This window comes from Brevibacillus sp. NRRL NRS-603 (genome assembly GCF_003013445.1).
In the GTDB taxonomy this organism is placed as follows: Bacteria; Bacillota; Bacilli; order Brevibacillales; family Brevibacillaceae; genus Brevibacillus; species Brevibacillus formosus.
Genome location: NZ_PXZN01000013.1, coordinates 63288 through 79651 on the forward strand (window position 1 = coordinate 63288; position 16364 = coordinate 79651).

The 16364-nt window shown below is 48.1% G+C and carries 17 protein-coding genes and 1 riboswitch; of the genes, 16 read left to right on the forward strand and 1 reads right to left on the reverse strand.

What is annotated here, in order from left to right:
* Window positions 1-93 precede the first annotated feature (93 nt).
* The 14 genes from C7R94_RS12175 (at window position 94) to C7R94_RS12240 (ending at window position 13044) form a co-directional block, all read left to right on the forward strand.
* On the forward strand, window positions 94-684 hold the full coding sequence (locus tag C7R94_RS12175) for a fatty acid metabolism transcriptional regulator FadR (RefSeq protein ID WP_106781392.1): 591 nt from the start codon (window positions 94-96) through the stop codon (window positions 682-684).
* A 119-nt stretch (window positions 685-803) separates the two neighbouring features.
* Window positions 804-1577: an enoyl-CoA hydratase gene (locus tag C7R94_RS12180; RefSeq protein ID WP_106781394.1), complete on the forward strand. Its 774-nt coding sequence runs from the start codon at window positions 804-806 to the stop codon at window positions 1575-1577.
* A 52-nt stretch (window positions 1578-1629) separates the two neighbouring features.
* On the forward strand, window positions 1630-2397 hold the full coding sequence (locus C7R94_RS12185; protein WP_106781396.1) for an electron transfer flavoprotein subunit beta/FixA family protein: 768 nt from the start codon (window positions 1630-1632) through the stop codon (window positions 2395-2397).
* A gap of 20 nt (window positions 2398-2417) precedes the next feature.
* Window positions 2418-3377 (forward strand): electron transfer flavoprotein subunit alpha/FixB family protein, encoded by a 960-nt coding sequence (locus tag C7R94_RS12190; RefSeq protein WP_106781399.1) that lies wholly within the window; start codon window positions 2418-2420, stop codon window positions 3375-3377.
* A gap of 108 nt (window positions 3378-3485) precedes the next feature.
* Complete coding sequence (locus C7R94_RS12195) at window positions 3486-3773, forward strand: hypothetical protein (protein WP_106781401.1); 288 nt, start codon at window positions 3486-3488, stop codon at window positions 3771-3773.
* Between the two features lie 140 nt (window positions 3774-3913).
* Window positions 3914-4231: a thioredoxin gene (gene trxA / locus C7R94_RS12200; RefSeq protein WP_047071042.1), complete on the forward strand. Its 318-nt coding sequence runs from the start codon at window positions 3914-3916 to the stop codon at window positions 4229-4231.
* A 185-nt stretch (window positions 4232-4416) separates the two neighbouring features.
* Window positions 4417-5604 carry an ABC transporter substrate-binding protein gene (locus tag C7R94_RS12205; protein WP_106781403.1) on the forward strand — a complete coding sequence of 396 codons (1188 nt, stop codon included), beginning with the start codon at window positions 4417-4419 and terminating at the stop codon, window positions 5602-5604.
* 157 nt (window positions 5605-5761) lie between these two features.
* Window positions 5762-6628, forward strand: a complete 867-nt coding sequence (locus C7R94_RS12210) for a branched-chain amino acid ABC transporter permease (protein WP_106781405.1) — start codon at window positions 5762-5764, stop codon at window positions 6626-6628.
* 5 nt (window positions 6629-6633) lie between these two features.
* Window positions 6634-7605, forward strand: coding sequence for a branched-chain amino acid ABC transporter permease (locus C7R94_RS12215; RefSeq protein ID WP_047071048.1), 972 nt, complete (start codon window positions 6634-6636; stop codon window positions 7603-7605).
* Window position 7606: 1 nt separating this feature from the next.
* Window positions 7607-8368, forward strand: coding sequence for an ABC transporter ATP-binding protein (locus C7R94_RS12220; RefSeq protein ID WP_106781408.1), 762 nt, complete (start codon window positions 7607-7609; stop codon window positions 8366-8368).
* Between the two features lies 1 nt (window position 8369).
* Window positions 8370-9083, forward strand: a complete 714-nt coding sequence (locus tag C7R94_RS12225) for an ABC transporter ATP-binding protein (RefSeq protein ID WP_106781411.1) — start codon at window positions 8370-8372, stop codon at window positions 9081-9083.
* A 126-nt stretch (window positions 9084-9209) separates the two neighbouring features.
* A complete protein-coding gene (locus C7R94_RS12230) occupies window positions 9210-9461 on the forward strand; it encodes a DUF2164 domain-containing protein (RefSeq protein ID WP_106781413.1) in 252 nt (83 codons plus the stop codon).
* A 38-nt stretch (window positions 9462-9499) separates the two neighbouring features.
* Window positions 9500-11281 (forward strand): excinuclease ABC subunit UvrC, encoded by a 1782-nt coding sequence (uvrC, locus tag C7R94_RS12235; RefSeq protein WP_106781416.1) that lies wholly within the window; start codon window positions 9500-9502, stop codon window positions 11279-11281.
* 102 nt (window positions 11282-11383) lie between these two features.
* A riboswitch (Lysine riboswitch) is annotated at window positions 11384-11571 on the forward strand.
* 231 nt (window positions 11572-11802) lie between these two features.
* Window positions 11803-13044, forward strand: coding sequence for an aspartate kinase (locus C7R94_RS12240; RefSeq protein ID WP_106781419.1), 1242 nt, complete (start codon window positions 11803-11805; stop codon window positions 13042-13044).
* 49 nt (window positions 13045-13093) lie between these two features.
* Here the strand turns inward: C7R94_RS12240 and C7R94_RS12245 are convergent, their stop codons facing one another.
* A complete protein-coding gene (locus tag C7R94_RS12245) occupies window positions 13094-13546 on the reverse strand; it encodes a YslB family protein (RefSeq protein ID WP_106781421.1) in 453 nt (150 codons plus the stop codon).
* A 428-nt stretch (window positions 13547-13974) separates the two neighbouring features.
* On the opposite strand from C7R94_RS12245, the gene C7R94_RS12250 reads away from it, so the two are divergent.
* Complete coding sequence (locus tag C7R94_RS12250; RefSeq protein WP_106781424.1) at window positions 13975-14586, forward strand: succinate dehydrogenase cytochrome b558 subunit; 612 nt, start codon at window positions 13975-13977, stop codon at window positions 14584-14586.
* 19 nt (window positions 14587-14605) lie between these two features.
* On the forward strand, window positions 14606-16360 hold the full coding sequence (sdhA, locus tag C7R94_RS12255) for a succinate dehydrogenase flavoprotein subunit (protein ID WP_106781427.1): 1755 nt from the start codon (window positions 14606-14608) through the stop codon (window positions 16358-16360).
* The last annotated feature ends 4 nt before the right edge of the window (window positions 16361-16364 follow it).

Here is a 16364-nt window from a genome sequence, read left to right on the forward strand (position 1 = left end):
TTGCGATTGACAGAGGAGTGGCCCTGTATTACACTAATTATGAATGAGCGATCATTCATTTTATCATCAATGTTAGTAAACATGGAGGTAGTTATGGCAAAGAAAACGGGGGAAAAGTATCAAGCCATTATTGATGCTGCTGTTCGAGTAATCGCCAGACAGGGCTATTACAGTGCCCAGGTATCGAAAATTGCGAAAGAGGCGAAGGTAGCAGACGGCACCATATACCTCTATTTTGAAAACAAGGATGATATTTTGATTTCACTGTTTAACGAAAAGATGGGCCAGTTTGTGGAGACAAACCGCAAACGCATTTCAGAAGCGACGACCATTGAGCAAAAGCTGTATGTACTCATTCATGCACACTTGAGCCAGCTATCCAGTGACCATGATCTGGCAAAAGTGACGCAAATCGAGCTCCGTCAATCCAGTCCGATCATTAGTGAAGGAATCGGCAACGTGATGAAGCAGTATTTTGACCTCATTGACGAAGTGATCGTAGAAGGTATGGAGCAGGGCGTATTCCGATCTGATCTCGAGGTGCGGATTACGCGCAAAATGATTTTTGGAACGCTGGACGAAGTGACGACATCTTGGGTGATGAAACAGTGCAAGTACGACCTTGTCTCTTATGTTGATTCCATTCATAACCTCTTCCTGCTTGGTATGAAGGGAAAAGAATGAAAAAGAAAAGCTTTTTTTGCATGAAAACGTTTGTTACAATGGAAACAGTAAGACTGAGCGATCGCTCGGAATGAAAGAATAGCTGTTTTTATATATGGGGAGAGTTTGGGGGGAGAGGAATGGCGTCGCATTGGAATGTAGAAATCGTTGATCGCGTTGCTACGGTTACGATTAGCAACCCGCCTGCTAACGCACTCAGTCAAGCAGTGCTCGGTCAATTGAGTGAACTTTTGGACCAGTGGGAAAATAACGATGAGATCAAAGCGATCGTTTTGACTGGCGAAGGTCGGTTTTTCATTGCAGGAGCGGACATCAAAGAATTTACCCAACTGAATCGGGATAATGCGGAAGAAATGGCGAAGAAGGGTCAAGCATTGTTTAATCGCTTGGAAACGTTCCCGAAGCCAATCATTGCAGCAATTAACGGCGCTTGCCTTGGCGGAGGATTGGAGCTTGCGCTGGCATGCCATATCCGCTTGGCAGCACCTGAAGCCAAGCTTGGGCTGCCAGAGCTGAATCTCGGACTCATTCCTGGCTATGGTGGGACGCAACGTCTACCGCGTCTGGTTGGCCGTGGCAAAGCGACACAAATGATTCTCACATCAGAGATGATCGGTGGCGAGGAAGCATTGCGTATCGGTCTTGTGGAAGCGGTTTATCCCGTAGAACAGTTGCTTGCGGAAGCGCAAAAGCTGGCGGCTGTTTTCGCAAGTAAGAGCGCGATTACCCTGAAGTTTGCCCTAGCGTCCATTCATAACACAACGGAGCTGTCGCTGTCTCAAGGCTTGGAGCAAGAAGCAAAGCTCTTTGGCGATGCTTTCGCAACGGAGGACGTAAAAGAAGGCGTGACTGCTTTTCTCGAAAAGCGCAAGCCGCAATTCGCAGATCGGTAGTTAAGCATATAGCTTCACAAGTATGAGGTACCACTAAGGAGGAGGCATCCTGATGAATATCGTGGTTGTGTTGAAACAGACGTTTGACACAGAAGAAAAAATCGTCATCCAAAACGGACAAATTTCCGAAGATGGCGTTGAATTCATCATTAATCCCTACGATGAGTACGCTGTAGAAGAGGCAATCAAGCTCAAGGAAGAGCACGGCGGCGAAGTAACCGTGATCAGCGTCGGCCCAGACCGTGCCGAAAGTGCACTGCGCACTGCTTTGGCAATGGGCGCAGACAAGGCTGTTCTGGTGGATGATGAGTCTCTGTTCGGAGACGAATTCACGATCGCCAAAGTATTGGCGGCAGTAGCGAAAAAGATTGGCTTCGATATCATCATTGGTGGACAAATGGCTGTAGACTCCGGGGCTGGCCAAGGCGGTCCTCGTCTGGCAGAAGAACTGGGAATCAACCATGTATCGACTGCTGTGAAGCTAGAGGTGGACGGGACGAACGTACGCGTAGAGCGCGATGTAGAAGGGGACCTGGAAGTCGTGGAGACGAGCCTTCCTGTTTTGATTACGGCTCAGCAAGGACTCAACGAGCCACGCTATCCTTCTCTCCCGGGTATCATGAAAGCGAAGAAAAAACCATTGGATAGACTCGGCGCAGACGATTTGGGAATTACTGCGGATGAGGTAAAAGCAAAGACAGAGATCGTCGATCAGACATTGCCTCCGAAAAAGCAGGCGGGTCGCATTCTCTCTGGCGAATTGGCAGCTCAAACGTCGGAATTGGTGCAACTGTTGCGCAATGAAGCGAAAGTGATCTAAGCGAGAGGGAGAGGATATCCATGAAAAAAGTACTTGTTTTGGCAGAAGTACGTGACGGACAACTTCGCAACGTGTCGCTGGAAGCATTGACTGCAGCACAAGCATTGGCTGAGGGCGGCGAAATTGTAGCAGGTGTATTCGGAGCAGATGCAGCAACGCATGCAGTGACATTGGGTCATCACGGTACGAGCACGGTGTATACGGCTGATCACCCATCGTTGGCACAATACACGCCAGATGCGTATGTGCAGGCACTCACGCAGTTGATTGAGCTGGCTTCTCCAGATGCAGTTGTTTTGGGTCACACCGCGATCGGTCGTGACATCGCACCTCGTGTAGCAGCGAGACTTGGTTACGGTCTGGTTTCGGACGTAACAAGCGTTGAAGCAGGCCCAGTATTTGTTCGCCCGATCTATGCAGGAAAAGCGACGCAAACACGCAAATTCGTTGATGGAACAACCTTTATTACGATTCGTCCAAACAACATTGCTATCGGCGCTGCTGACAACTCGAAAACGGCAGTGGTGGTTCCAGTTGAATTGGAAATCAAGGATTTGCGAACGATCGTAAAAGAAGTTGTAAGAAAAACAAGCGGCAAAGTAGACCTTTCCGAGGCAAAAGTCGTGATTTCCGGTGGGCGTGGCGTGAAGAGTGCAGAAGGCTTCCAGCCGTTGTACGATCTGGCGGAAGTGCTCGGTGCAGCTGTTGGTGCATCGCGTGGCGCTTGCGACGCTGACTATTGCGACTACTCCATGCAGATCGGACAGACAGGTAAGGTTGTTACACCTGATCTGTATATCGCATGCGGCATTTCGGGAGCGATTCAGCACTTGGCTGGTATGTCCAGCTCGAAGGTCATTGTTGCCATCAACAAAGATCCCGAAGCGCCAATCTTCCAAGTGGCTGATTACGGTATCGTAGGTGACTTGTTCGAAGTGCTACCATTGCTGACGGCTGAGTTTAAAAAAGTGTTGGTATAACAGAAAAACGGTAACAAGGCGCTCCTTTTGGGGCGCTTTTTTTGTCCGCAAGGCTTACTTTATGCTTTCCTTGCTTGGTATAATAGGCGATAAGGAGAGGTGATCGGGATGAGCGAGGAGCTTTTGCAACAACTGATTCACATGGTGGCGGAGAATAACCGGTTGGTTAAAGAAACGCAGGGGGAGCTACGCGAGTTTAAGAAAGAAATGTATGATTTTCGGGAAGAAATGTATGCGTTTCGTGATGAAATGTACGAATTCCGCGATGACGCTACGCGCCGATTAGACAGATTGGAACGACAAAATAAACACATCGATGCAGACCTTGATCTGCTGCATCGGAAGGTTAGTGACCACGAACGGGAGATTAACCGGCTCAAACAAGTCGGGCAATAAGGTGCGGCCAGACTGGACAGACTATAGCGAGAAGTGCAGGGCAAAGTGTGGAGCGGCGTAGTCAATTTGTTGTTTGAATGATATACTGATAACCGTTAGGAACCTTTATTTAGTAATTGAAATTCAAGGAGGTAACTTCTATGGCAATTGTAAATGCTACCGACCAAAACTTTTCCCAGGAAGTAGAGCAAGGCGGTACAGTCCTGGTTGATTTCTGGGCTCCATGGTGCGGCCCTTGCAAAATGATCGCTCCTGTACTGGAGCAAATCGACGGTGAAGTGGGCTCCCAGCTCAAAATCGTCAAAGTAAACGTGGATGACAACCCAGATTCTGCTGGTCGTTTTGGCGTAATGTCCATCCCAACCCTGATCGTATTCAAAGACGGTCAACCAGTTGACAAAATAATCGGCTTCCAACCAAAAGAAGCGCTCATGGCAACTGTAGGGAAACATCTGTAAGAGTAATGCAACGACTGAAGCGGCATAGCAATGTGCCGCTTTTTTATTATGTTTGAGTACTGGAATTCTGAGCGATCGTTTGTCAAAAAATTAAGTTTACTTGAGCGAAAATAATTGCGTTTTTAGAATACTTTGATTAAACTTCATATATTCAATTTATTTCGAAAATAGAGGGGGCTTTTCTAATGAAGGGATTTCATTTGATGCGCTCACTGGCGGCGATCTCGCTAGGGGCGGTATTGATGGTCGGATGTTCGAGCGGAGGAAATACAACTGCTCCTACAACAGGAGAAGGTGGCTCTGGACAAGCAGCTAGCGCCGACGGACAAGAGATGCAAGCAAAAATCGGTGTCGTTGGTTTCCTTTCTGGATCTGGTGCAGCTTATGGAGAAGCGCAAAAAGCAGGATTGGAGCTGGCGTTGGGCGAGCTGAATGAAGCGAACAAAGGCAAGCTCAAGATCGAACTGAAATTTGAAGACTCCGCCGGAGAAAAAGAAGGCGCGATTAATGCGGTAAATAAACTGATTAATCAGGATAATGTCGTGGCTATTATCGGACCGACACTTTCCGGGGAAATGTTTGCTGCGGGACCAGTTGCAAACGAGGCGGAGACCCCGATTTTTGGTATTTCCAACACGTCAGAAGGAATCAATGATATCGGGGAGTACGTGTTCCGCAATTCGTTGCCTGAATCCATTGCGATCCCGACAGCTATGAAAGCAGCGGTGGAGAAAAATGGCTTGAAAAAAGTGGCACTCATCCATGCATCCAACGATGATTTCTCCGTGAATGGCTATAAGGTCATGAAAGCAACCGCTGAAAAGCTGGGCTTGGAGATTACCGGTGAAGCGACTTTTGCAAATGGCGATGTAGACTTTTCAGCACAATTGACCAAGCTGAAGCAAACAAACCCAGACGCTTTGTTTGTGTCCGCTTTGTACAAAGAGGGCTCCATGGTTGTGAAAAAAGCGCGTGAGTTGGGCTTTGCAGGGACCATTCTTGGTGGAAATGGTTTTAATAATCCGAAAGTTTTTGAAATTGCAGGTCCAGCTGCTGAGGGCTTGATCGTTGCGACTCCATTCAGCCCTGAAAAGAAAGATGATAAAGTACAAGCCTTCGTGAAAGCATTCGAAGCCAAATACAACAAAAAGCCTGACCAGTTCGCTGCCCAAGCATACGATTCGCTGTACATCATGTCGCAGTCGCTGATTGCCGCAGGAAAAGCAGATCGGGAAGAGCTGCGCGGACAATTGGCTCAGCTGAAAGACTTCACAGGTGTATCCGGCAAACTGTCTTTTGACGAGAAGCGCAATCCGATTGGTGATGCGGTTGTCGTTGTCGCAAAAGAAGGCAAATTCGTCCCGTTTGAATAGGATCGAGCCCGGGGGTCGCTCCGGGCTTCTTTTTCTATCCGTTATTCCGTTATCTCGCTGGATCAGAAAGTACCAGATCATGTTCTTCGCTTGCTGATCCAGCGAGAATAACTCAATCATCGTTGGATGTTAACCACTTAACAGTGAGGTGAGGCATTTGTTTTGGCAGCAATTAGTGAACGGTTTGACAGTTGGTAGCACTTATTCATTGATCGCATTGGGCTATACGCTCATTTTTGGTGTCTTGGGAATCATTAATATGGCACACGGCCAAATTTTTATTTTTGGATCACTGGTTGGCTTGGTATTGATGACCAGTCTGAATATGCCTTTAGGGGTAGCGCTGATCGTAGCGGTCGTCCTATCAGCCATTTTGGGTCTTGTGCTGGAGTATACAGCGCTTCGCCCACTTCGCAAAAAAAATGTGCCCCATCTGGCATCCTTAATCAGTACGATCGGATTTGCCATTTTGATGGAGGAAGCTATGCACAAGTTTTTCGGTGCTGACTCCCGTGCGTTCCCGCAATCCTTTGGGGACACCACTTTTGACTTGGGGCTAATTCAAATTCGAAGCGTTGATCTCGTTATTTTGGGGATTTCTGTGTTGCTGATGTTCGTCCTGCATTTTTGGATTCAAAAAACGAAAATGGGAAAAGCCATTCGCGCGACGGCAGAAAATACGGATACCGCAAATATTTTAGGGATTAACACAAATATGGTCATTGTGGTGACCGTCATGCTTGCTTCGGCACTGGGAGGTGTCGCCGGCATATTGATCGGGATGGCGTATTCGGCTCTCATTCCGACGATGGGGATGACTCTTGGCTTCAAAGGTTTGGCCGTCTTGATTTTAGGCGGTGTAGGCAGCATTCCTGGGGCTATGGTGTGCGGCGTATTACTCGGGATTATCGAGGTGTTTACCGTGGCGTACGGAGACTCTTCGTATCGGGATGCGGTTGCTTTTGGCTTGATCATTCTCATTTTGCTTTTGAAGCCGGAAGGACTATTTGGACGCAAAGCGTAAGGGAGGTGCAGACATTGGACATTCTCAATCCATATAACTTACAAGTACTGACTTTTATCTTGTTAAACAGTATTTTGGCGATCAGTATTTACATTACGCTCTCGACGGGCCAGCTTTCCTTGGGACATGCGGGCTTTATGAGCATTGGTGCTTTTACAGCGAGTATTTTGACGAAACAAGCGGACATGCCGCTGTTTATCGCCATCATAATCGGAGGACTGGTCGCAGGGCTGATTGCACTGTTGATCGGTGCTCCGACATTGAAGCTCCATGGCCTGTACCTGGCAATTGCTACGCTTGGCTTTGGTGAAGTGATTCGGGTTATTTTTCTCAATATGGAGATGACAAATGGCGCTCTTGGACTGACCGGACTTCAATCAATTGGCAATTACTTGTACGATTTTGAAAAAGCAATGGGGTTAAAAGCACAAACCTTTGGCATTTCGGTCATGCAAATGAAGTCATTATCGACCTTTGTGTTTATGCTGCTCTTGTTTGCCTTCGTACTTTTCCTGACGCTGCGTCTGAACCGTTCGCGACTGGGGCGCGCTTTTGAAGCGATCAAAGCAGATGAAACGGCGGCACGAGCGATGGGATTGCAAGTCAACTATTATAAAATGCTTGCTTTTGTGATCGGTTCAATTTTGGCTGGTGTATGTGGAGGATTGTTCGCCCACATCACGACGACCATTACGCCAGATGATTTTAACTACCATAAAGTAGTCGAAATTTTGTCCTATGCCGTTATTGGCGGCAGTGAAGTAGTTTGGGGGCCGCTGTTTGGTGCCTTGGTTTTGACAGCACTGCCAGAGGTGCTGCGTGGTTTGGCCGAGTACAAAATGCTCATGTACGGTTTGATCATGGTCGGTGTAATGGCATTCCGTCCGCATGGCTTGATCGGTGCCGATACGTTCCAAAAGCTGTTCAAGCGTCGGCGGGGCAAGTCAGCGGACAAGGAAGCGAAGGGGGGAGTATAGGATGTTGCTGGAACTTGCTAACGTAGGAAAAAGCTTTGGCGGCATCACCGCTCTTCGTGACGTTTCTTTTACTGTCGGAGAGGGCGAAATTGTCGGCCTGATTGGTCCCAATGGTGCGGGGAAAACGACCATTTTCAATATGGCAACAGGCATATTCGAACCAACGACGGGTACTTTTTCTTTTGCCGGACAAAAGCTAAACGGAATGGCGCCAAACAAAATTACCGAAATGGGGATTGCAAGGACGTTCCAAAATATTCGCTTATTCGGTCACATGAGTGCGCTGGACAACGTGAAGGTAGGGTGTCATTCGCGCATGAAGGCAGGCTTCTGGGCTTCCCTTTTGAAAACACCGGGACAACGTGCGGAAGAAAAGGCGGTTACCCAAAAAGCAGAGGAGCTCCTCGAATTCGTAGGCTTGTCTGATATTGCTGATGTGCGCTCGGATACATTGGCTTACGGTCAACAACGGCGTCTCGAGATTGCGCGGGCACTGGCAACTGAGCCAAAGCTTTTGCTTTTGGACGAGCCTGCTGCTGGAATGATCGAGACCGAGACGAAATCACTCATGGAGCTGGTTAAAAAAATTCGCGATGACGGGACGACTGTCCTGTTGGTCGAACACGATATGGGATTGGTCATGAACCTGTGTGAAAAGGTCGTATGTATCAACTTTGGGGTCAAAATTGCTGACGGCACCCCGGCAGAGGTACAAAACAATCCAGATGTGATTGAAGCCTACCTCGGCAAGGAGGACGAATAAGATGCTGAATATACAAAACTTGACGACCTCCTACGGTCAAATCAAGGCGATTCGCGGGATAACGCTGGAAGTGCCTGAGGGCAAAATCGTCTCGCTGATCGGGGCGAACGGAGCGGGCAAAACCACAACGATGCGTACGATTGCAGGTCAACTGAAGCCTGAAGCAGGGACGATTACGTTTCGTGGCCAACGCATAGAGGGTTCGAGACCCCATCAGATCGTGAAAGCCGGACTGGCATTGGTTCCAGAAGGGCGTGCGATCCTCGGGAAGATGACCGTTCTGGAAAACCTGGAAATGGGTGCATTCCAACGCAACGATGCACAAGGCATCAAGGACGACATGGAAAAAATGATGATCTGGTTCCCCATCCTCAAGGAGCGTCTTGCTCAATTGGGAGGGACGATGTCTGGCGGTCAGCAGCAAATGCTAGCCATTGCTCGTGCATTGATGTCTCGCCCGAAGCTGCTGCTTTTGGACGAGCCGTCGATGGGCTTGGCTCCCATCGTGGTGGCAGACATTTTCAAGGTGATCAAAGAAATCAATGCAGAAGGCACGACCGTCCTTATCGTGGAGCAAAATGTCAAACAGGCCCTCAAAATCGCTGATTACGGGTATGTGCTGGAGGCGGGGCAAATCGTATTGGACGGCACAGGAGAAGCGTTATTAAACGACGAGCGTGTAAAAGAGGCATATTTGGGCGGGCGCAAGCACTAGGTCTGCCTATAAAAAACTGTCGCCATGGAATGAGGCGGCAGTTTTTTTCGTATTCATTCCGTGGTACTATGAAGGGTAGAACGTATATTCTCTTATCATGCGAAAAAGGGAAGGAAGCCGGATACGATGCCAACCAAATTGACGAGAGAGCAAATGGAATATCTTGTTCATCAAGTACAGCGTTATTTTAAAGAAGAACGGTCAGAAACACTCGGCAATTTGGAGGCAGAAGAGTTGATTGCCTTTTTTTCAAAAGAGGTTGGTCCCTTCTATTACAATCAAGGGGTGCAAGACAGTCGCAAGCTTCTGACGGAACGGATGAGTTCCTTAGAAGATGAACTGTATGTATTAGAAAAGCCAATCCACAAGAACAAATAGATGCAAGGCAGATATAGAGCAAAAAGGAGGGGGCAGCCATGAACAGCTCCTTAAAAGATAAACTGGCCGTCCTGCCAGATAAGCCAGGCTGCTACCTGATGAAAAATGCGAGCGGGGAAATCATTTACGTAGGAAAAGCCAAGGTGCTAAAAAACCGAGTCCGCTCATATTTTACAGGCAGTCATAACGGGAAGACGCAGCTGTTGGTCAGTGAGATCGTGGATTTTGAGTACATTGTGGTATCCTCAGCGATTGAGGCACTGATCCTCGAGTGCAACCTGATCAAGGAGCACGACCCGCGCTACAATGTCATGCTCCGCGACGACAAGACGTATCCGTATATCAAAATTACGAATGAGGCGCAGCCACGCCTGGAGATTACCCGTAAGGTATTGAAAGATAAAGCCAAGTATTTCGGGCCGTACCCGAATGCCGGAGACGCCTCCGAGGTGAAGAAGCTGCTGGATCGCCTCTATCCGTTGCGCAAATGCCGCAATATGCCCAAGCAGGTTTGTCTTTACTACCATTTGGGACAATGTCTTGCGCCTTGTGTGTACGAGGTATCGGCAGAGGAAAATCAGCGTTTGGTGGATCAAATCAGCCGGTTCCTCGATGGTGGCCATGAGGAAATGAAGCAAACCCTCACAGAAAAAATGCTCCAGGCCGCAGAAAACATGGAGTTCGAACGAGCCAAGGAATATCGCGATCAGATCAAGAGTATCGAAGCGGTGATGGAGAAGCAGAAGATCACGTTCACCGATACGGTAGACCGCGACATTATTGGGTTTGCTGTGGAAAAAGGCTGGATGTGCATTCAGGTGTTCTATATGCGAAAAGGGAAGATGATCGAACGTCAGACGACTTCCTTTCCATACTATGGCAGCGAAACCGAAGATTTCATGTCTTATGTGAGCCAGTTCTACTACGACAAGCAAAATGCACTTCCAAAAGAAATTTTGCTCCCGCAAGAGAGTGAACCGGAGCTTTTGAGTGAGTGGCTGGGCATCAAGGTCCATGCGCCGAAAAGAGGCAAAAAGCATGAGCTCGTGAAGATGGCTTCCGAGAACGCCCGCATTGCTTTGCAGGAGAAATTCGCGCTGATGTCCAAGGACGATGCTCGTACGGTCCAAGCAGTGCACAATCTCGGACACATTTTAGGGATTCCGGTTCCGCATCGAATTGAAGCATTTGACAACTCCAACATTCAGGGAACAGAGCCTGTGTCTGCGATGATTGTCTTTACAGACGGGCGCCCTGACAAAAAGGAATACCGCAAATTCAAGATCAAGACCGTCGAGGGGCCAGATGATTACGGCTCCATGCGCGAAGTCGTTCGCCGTCGTTACTCTCGCCTGCTAAAAGAAAACCAGCCCATGCCCGACCTGATTGTGATCGATGGTGGAAAAGGCCAGATCAGTGCGGCTATGGACGTTCTGGAAAACGAGCTGGGACTCTATATTCCCGTCTGTGGACTCGCGAAGGACGAGAAGCACCGCACCGCTCAGCTCATGTACGGAGATCCTCCAGAGCCTGTGAATCTTAGACGCGACAGCTACGAATTTTATTTGTTGCAGCGCATCCAAGACGAGGTCCACCGTTTTGTTATTACGTTCCACAGACAATCCCGGACAAAAACGATGCTCTCGTCACAGCTGGATGAGATCCCGGGTATCGGTGAAAAGCGGCGCAAGCTGTTGTTCTCTCATTTTGGCTCGTTGAAAAAAATGCGTGAGGCGACCGTCGAGGACTTCCGCCAATTAGGGATCGGCGACAAGCTGGCAAAAGAAATCATCGGGCATCTGCGCAAGCTGGACACATAGCAAATGGAACTTTTGAAACAACCTCTAAAAAGGAATTGATCCATTTTTAGACTCATGATATAATCCGATTCAAACAGAATAGTTAGCCTCACTTCCATTATGGAGTGAGGTAGAGGCGCGAAAACCAAGAGTACCACCCTGAGATCGGGTATCTGTGAAGGGGACGGGAAAGGGGAATTCGCCGAAGTGTGGAGGGAAACCCGCTTTTCTCCATGCTGGGTCTGCGTTGAACAAATGCAGGACTGTCATCTGCACAATGACCAATTGTCAGATGGAGAGCTATCTCACGGTGTGTCAATGTGAGTTTTGATGGTGTTTACTGTCAATCTTCGTTGTCCGCGTGTATTGGGAGGGAGGAACCGGTATGTCGAAACAGTAGGCAGCGGCAGGTCTTATTCCTTGTCGGTGCCTTTTTTGTAAAATAAAAATGAAAGACTTTTCCTTATAGAGAGAATAGTGAAAAACCATACGATACGAGATAAATACCAACATTGGATATGAGAAAAAGGGAGAGAAGCCGCATGGGGTTGATCGTGCAGAAATACGGAGGCACCTCTGTAGGTACCATTGAGCGAATTTTACGAGTTGCGGATCGAATTGTCAGCTACAAAGAAGAAGGGCATGATGTGGTAGTCGTTGTTTCTGCAATGGGCAAATCTACTGACGTATTGGTAGACATGGCCAAGCAGATTAGCGCATATCCATCTGAACGTGAAATGGATATGCTGCTGACCACGGGGGAGCAGGTATCGATCGCGCTTTTGTCGATGGCCTTGCATAGCAAAGGCTACGATGCCATTTCTCTTACGGGCTGGCAGGCTGGAATCACTACGGAAGCAATTCACGGAAGAGCACGGATCAAGCAGATTGATCCAGAGCGGATTCAATCTGAGCTCGGCCGTGGTCGTGTGGTCATCGTGGCAGGATTCCAAGGGATCAGTGACGAAGGTGAAATTACAACGCTCGGCCGCGGTGGATCGGATACATCTGCGGTTACACTCGCAGCGAGCTTGAACGCTGAGAAATGCGAAATCTTTACGGACGTGTCTGGAGTGTACACAGCTGATCCGCGAGTGGTTCCAGCCGCAAGCAAGCTGGATACAATCTCGTATGATGAGATGCTGGAGCTGGCGAACCTCGGTGCAGGGGTTCTTCATCCTAGGTCAGTAGAGGCTGCGAAAAAATATAAAGTAAGGCTGGTCGTCCGCTCCAGCTTTACTGCCGAAGATGGTACGTACGTTGAGGAGGTTGCCAACATGGAAACAGGAAGAGTAGTAAGTGGAGTTGCACACGATGAAGATGTAGCCAAAATCACGGTTGTCGGCATGCCTGCCAAGGTCGGGACACTCTCCCGTCTGTTCAATACGCTGGCGGACAATCAGGTGAACGTCGATATTATTATTCAAAGCTCTTATGATGCTACTGTTACGAATATTTCTTTTACAGTTGCAGCGGATGACCTGAAAAAAGCACTGGATACGCTGGACAGAAACAAACACGAGCTTGGTTTTGAAAAAGTCGATTTCGAGGAAGATTTGACCAAAGTATCCATTGTCGGCTCTGGAATGATCAATAATCCAGGGGTAGCTGCCGAAATGTTCCGCGTTCTGGCAGAAAAAGAAATTTCTATTAAAATGGTATCTACGTCTGATATCAAGGTCTCCTGCGTCATTCCAGCAGCCTTGACGGAGCTGGCTGTTCGCAGTCTTCATTCGGCATATGGTCTGGATGTTGAGGAAACCGCGGTTGTGCACGGAGTATAAAAGATGGATGCTCCCTCTCCCTTTATTATAGGTAGAGGGGGCATTTTGTTCATGAAGCTACTTGTACGGAGATACGTATGTCAGAAGCGCTTTCCATTTCGATTTTGCTGAACGCTTCTCTTTCTTTCCACTGCTCAATCATACCAGCGATGATCCCGGCTTCGAAGGAAAGACTGCATCCTAGTCTTTCTATAGACTGATAGCTAAAAATGGAATGAGTAAGTGAATAGACGATCGTTTGACTGGTCTCCTCCACGACGTCTAGCTGGCCTAACCCGAGTCGAATAAAAGGCATAATCGGGCCTGTAGCAGATTGAATGGGGATTTGGCGGCCCATATTTTTTCCTATCCAATAGAGAATATGGTTTTCACTGTCGCCTAGCAGGGTACTAGTCAGCGTCTCGCGTAGAAGATGATAGCCAAGGTAGGGCATATTTATTCTTTCCGCATAGGGAATGGTCTCTGGCGGCAACAGTGCTGCAAGCTGATCCTTCTCTTTCATATGTGCTTCCCTCCTGTCTGTACTAGATTATGAGGAGGGACTCACATTCATGACAAAGTAATAGAAAAAATAGCTGGACTAAACAAAGTTATTCTATCAATGTATTTAGTACATTGATTGTCTTGACGCTCTGTGTCGACAAGAGTACAATTGGATTTGGTCAAAGTTTTGCCCAACTTTTTCTCGTATTTTGACACATTCCGACAAATTCATTTGATCTAGTGAACGCAGTCTTTTTTTGAACAGCGCCAAGATGCTGTACATAAAATGATCGTGGCGGTTTTGCTATGTCTAATGGGTGAGGCAATGGGTTAGGATATTGGGGAAAGGTCTATCAAAACGGTCGAAGCCGTTTTGGACCGCTTGCGGTGACGCTTGACGTTTTTCACAGAATTGAGAGTTACATACATTGAAAGGGGGACCATTGTATGGCGAAAGGCCATAGCTTTCTCAGTCACAAGCTCCACTCACTTCTTGGTTTGTTTCCGATCGGGCTCTTCCTGCTGTTTCACTTGACAGCCAACTACCAAGCGACCCGTGGAGCCGAAGCTTTTAATCAAACAGTTGGTTTGATTGAAAATGTTCCATTCGTATTGGTGCTTGAATTTGTTTTTATCTACCTCCCGATCCTGTTTCACGCTGTTTACGGTCTCTACATTGCGTTCCAAGCGAAGCAAAACGTAGGGAACTTCGGTTACTTCCGAAACCAAATGTTTTTGTGGCAACGTGTTACAGGAGTCATTACCCTCATTTTTATCGTTTGGCACGTTTGGGAAACCCGTATCCAAAAAGCATTGGGTGCACATGTGGATTTTGACATGATGGCAAACATTTTGAGCAGTCCTGCAATGATCGTATTCTACACAATCGGGATTATTAGCACGACTTTCCACTTCTCCAACGGACTGTGGTCGTTCCTGGTTCACTGGGGAATTACAGTTGGGCCGCGTTCCCAGCGCATTGCAACATTCCTGACTTTGGGCGTATTCGTAGTTGTAACCTTCATCGGCTTGCGTGCGATGTCGGCTTTCATTTTGTAGGGATAGGGGGACAAAACTCATGGCAAAAGGTAAACTGATCATTGTCGGTGGAGGTTTGGCCGGCTTGATGGCTACCATCAAAGCAGCAGAAAAAGGCGTTCCTGTTCAGCTGTTCTCCCTGGTTCCGGTAAAACGTTCCCACTCTGTCTGTGCGCAGGGCGGTATTAACGGTGCGGTAAATACCAAAGGGGAAGGCGACTCCACATGGGAGCACTTCGACGATACAGTATATGGCGGAGACTTCTTGGCAAACCAACCGCCAGTTAAAGCAATGTGTGATGCAGCACCTGGCATCATCTATATGTTGGACCGTATGGGCGTTATGTTTAACCGTACGCCAGAAGGTCTGTTGGACTTCCGTCGTTTCGGGGGAACCAAGCATCACCGTACTGCTTTTGCGGGTGCGACAACTGGACAACAGCTCTTGTACGCATTGGACGAACAAGTACGCCGTTATGAAGCTGAAGGTCTGGTAACCAAGTACGAATATTGGGATTTCCTCGGAGCCGTTTTGGACGATACAGGAACCTGTCGCGGGATTACTGCTCAAAACATGCGTTCCGGTGAAATTCAATCCTTCCGTGCGGATGCCGTTATTTTGGCAACAGGCGGACCTGGTATCATCTTCGGTAAATCGACGAACTCGATTATCAACACAGGTACAGCAGCGTCTGCGGCGTATCAACAAGGGGTTATCTACTCCAATGGTGAGATGATCCAAATTCACCCAACGGCAATCCCTGGCGACGACAAGCTGCGTCTGATGTCCGAGTCTGCTCGTGGTGAGGGTGGCCGTGTATGGACGTACAGAGACGGTAAGCCTTGGTACTTCCTGGAAGATAAATATCCTGCATACGGAAACCTGGTTCCGCGTGACATCGCGACTCGCGAAATCTTCTCCGTTTGCGTAGATATGAAGCTGGGTATCAACGGCGAAAACATGGTATACCTCGACCTGTCCCACAAAGATCCAAAAGAACTGGATGTAAAATTGGGCGGTATTATCGAGATTTACGAAAAATTCGTTGGGGATGACCCACGTAAAGTTCCAATGAAGATTTTCCCTGCGGTTCACTACTCCATGGGCGGTATGTGGGTAGACTACAACCAAATGACCAATATCCCTGGTCTGTTTGCAGCAGGTGAGTGCGATTACTCTCAGCACGGTGCAAACCGTTTGGGTGCGAACTCCCTCCTGTCCGCGATCTATGGCGGTATGGTAGCAGGTCCAAAAGCGATCGAGTACATCAAAGGCTTGAACAAATCCTCTGATGATCTGTCTTCCACGCTCTTCGATGGCTTTACCAGCCAAGAGCAAGCGAAATACGACAGCATCCTGAAAATGGACGGAACAGAAAATGCTTACCTGATCCACAAGGAACTGGGTGAGTGGATGACTGACAACGTAACGGTAGTTCGTTACAACGACCGTCTGCAAAAAACGGATGATAAGATCGTAGAACTGATGGAACGCTACAAAAAGATCAACATCAACGATACGAATAAATGGAGCAACTCCGGAGCGGCGTTTACCCGTCATCTGTGGAACATGCTCGTACTGTCCCGCGCGATCACAATCGGTGCTCTCAAGCGCGACGAGAGCCGCGGTGCTCACTACAAGCCTGAATTCCCTGAGCGTGATGACGAGAACTTCATGAAGACGACAATGGCGAAGTACAATGCTGAAACAACTGCGCCTGAAATCTACTATGAAGACATCGACGTATCCCTGATTGCACCACGTAAACGTGACTATACGTCTGACAAGAAATAAGAGA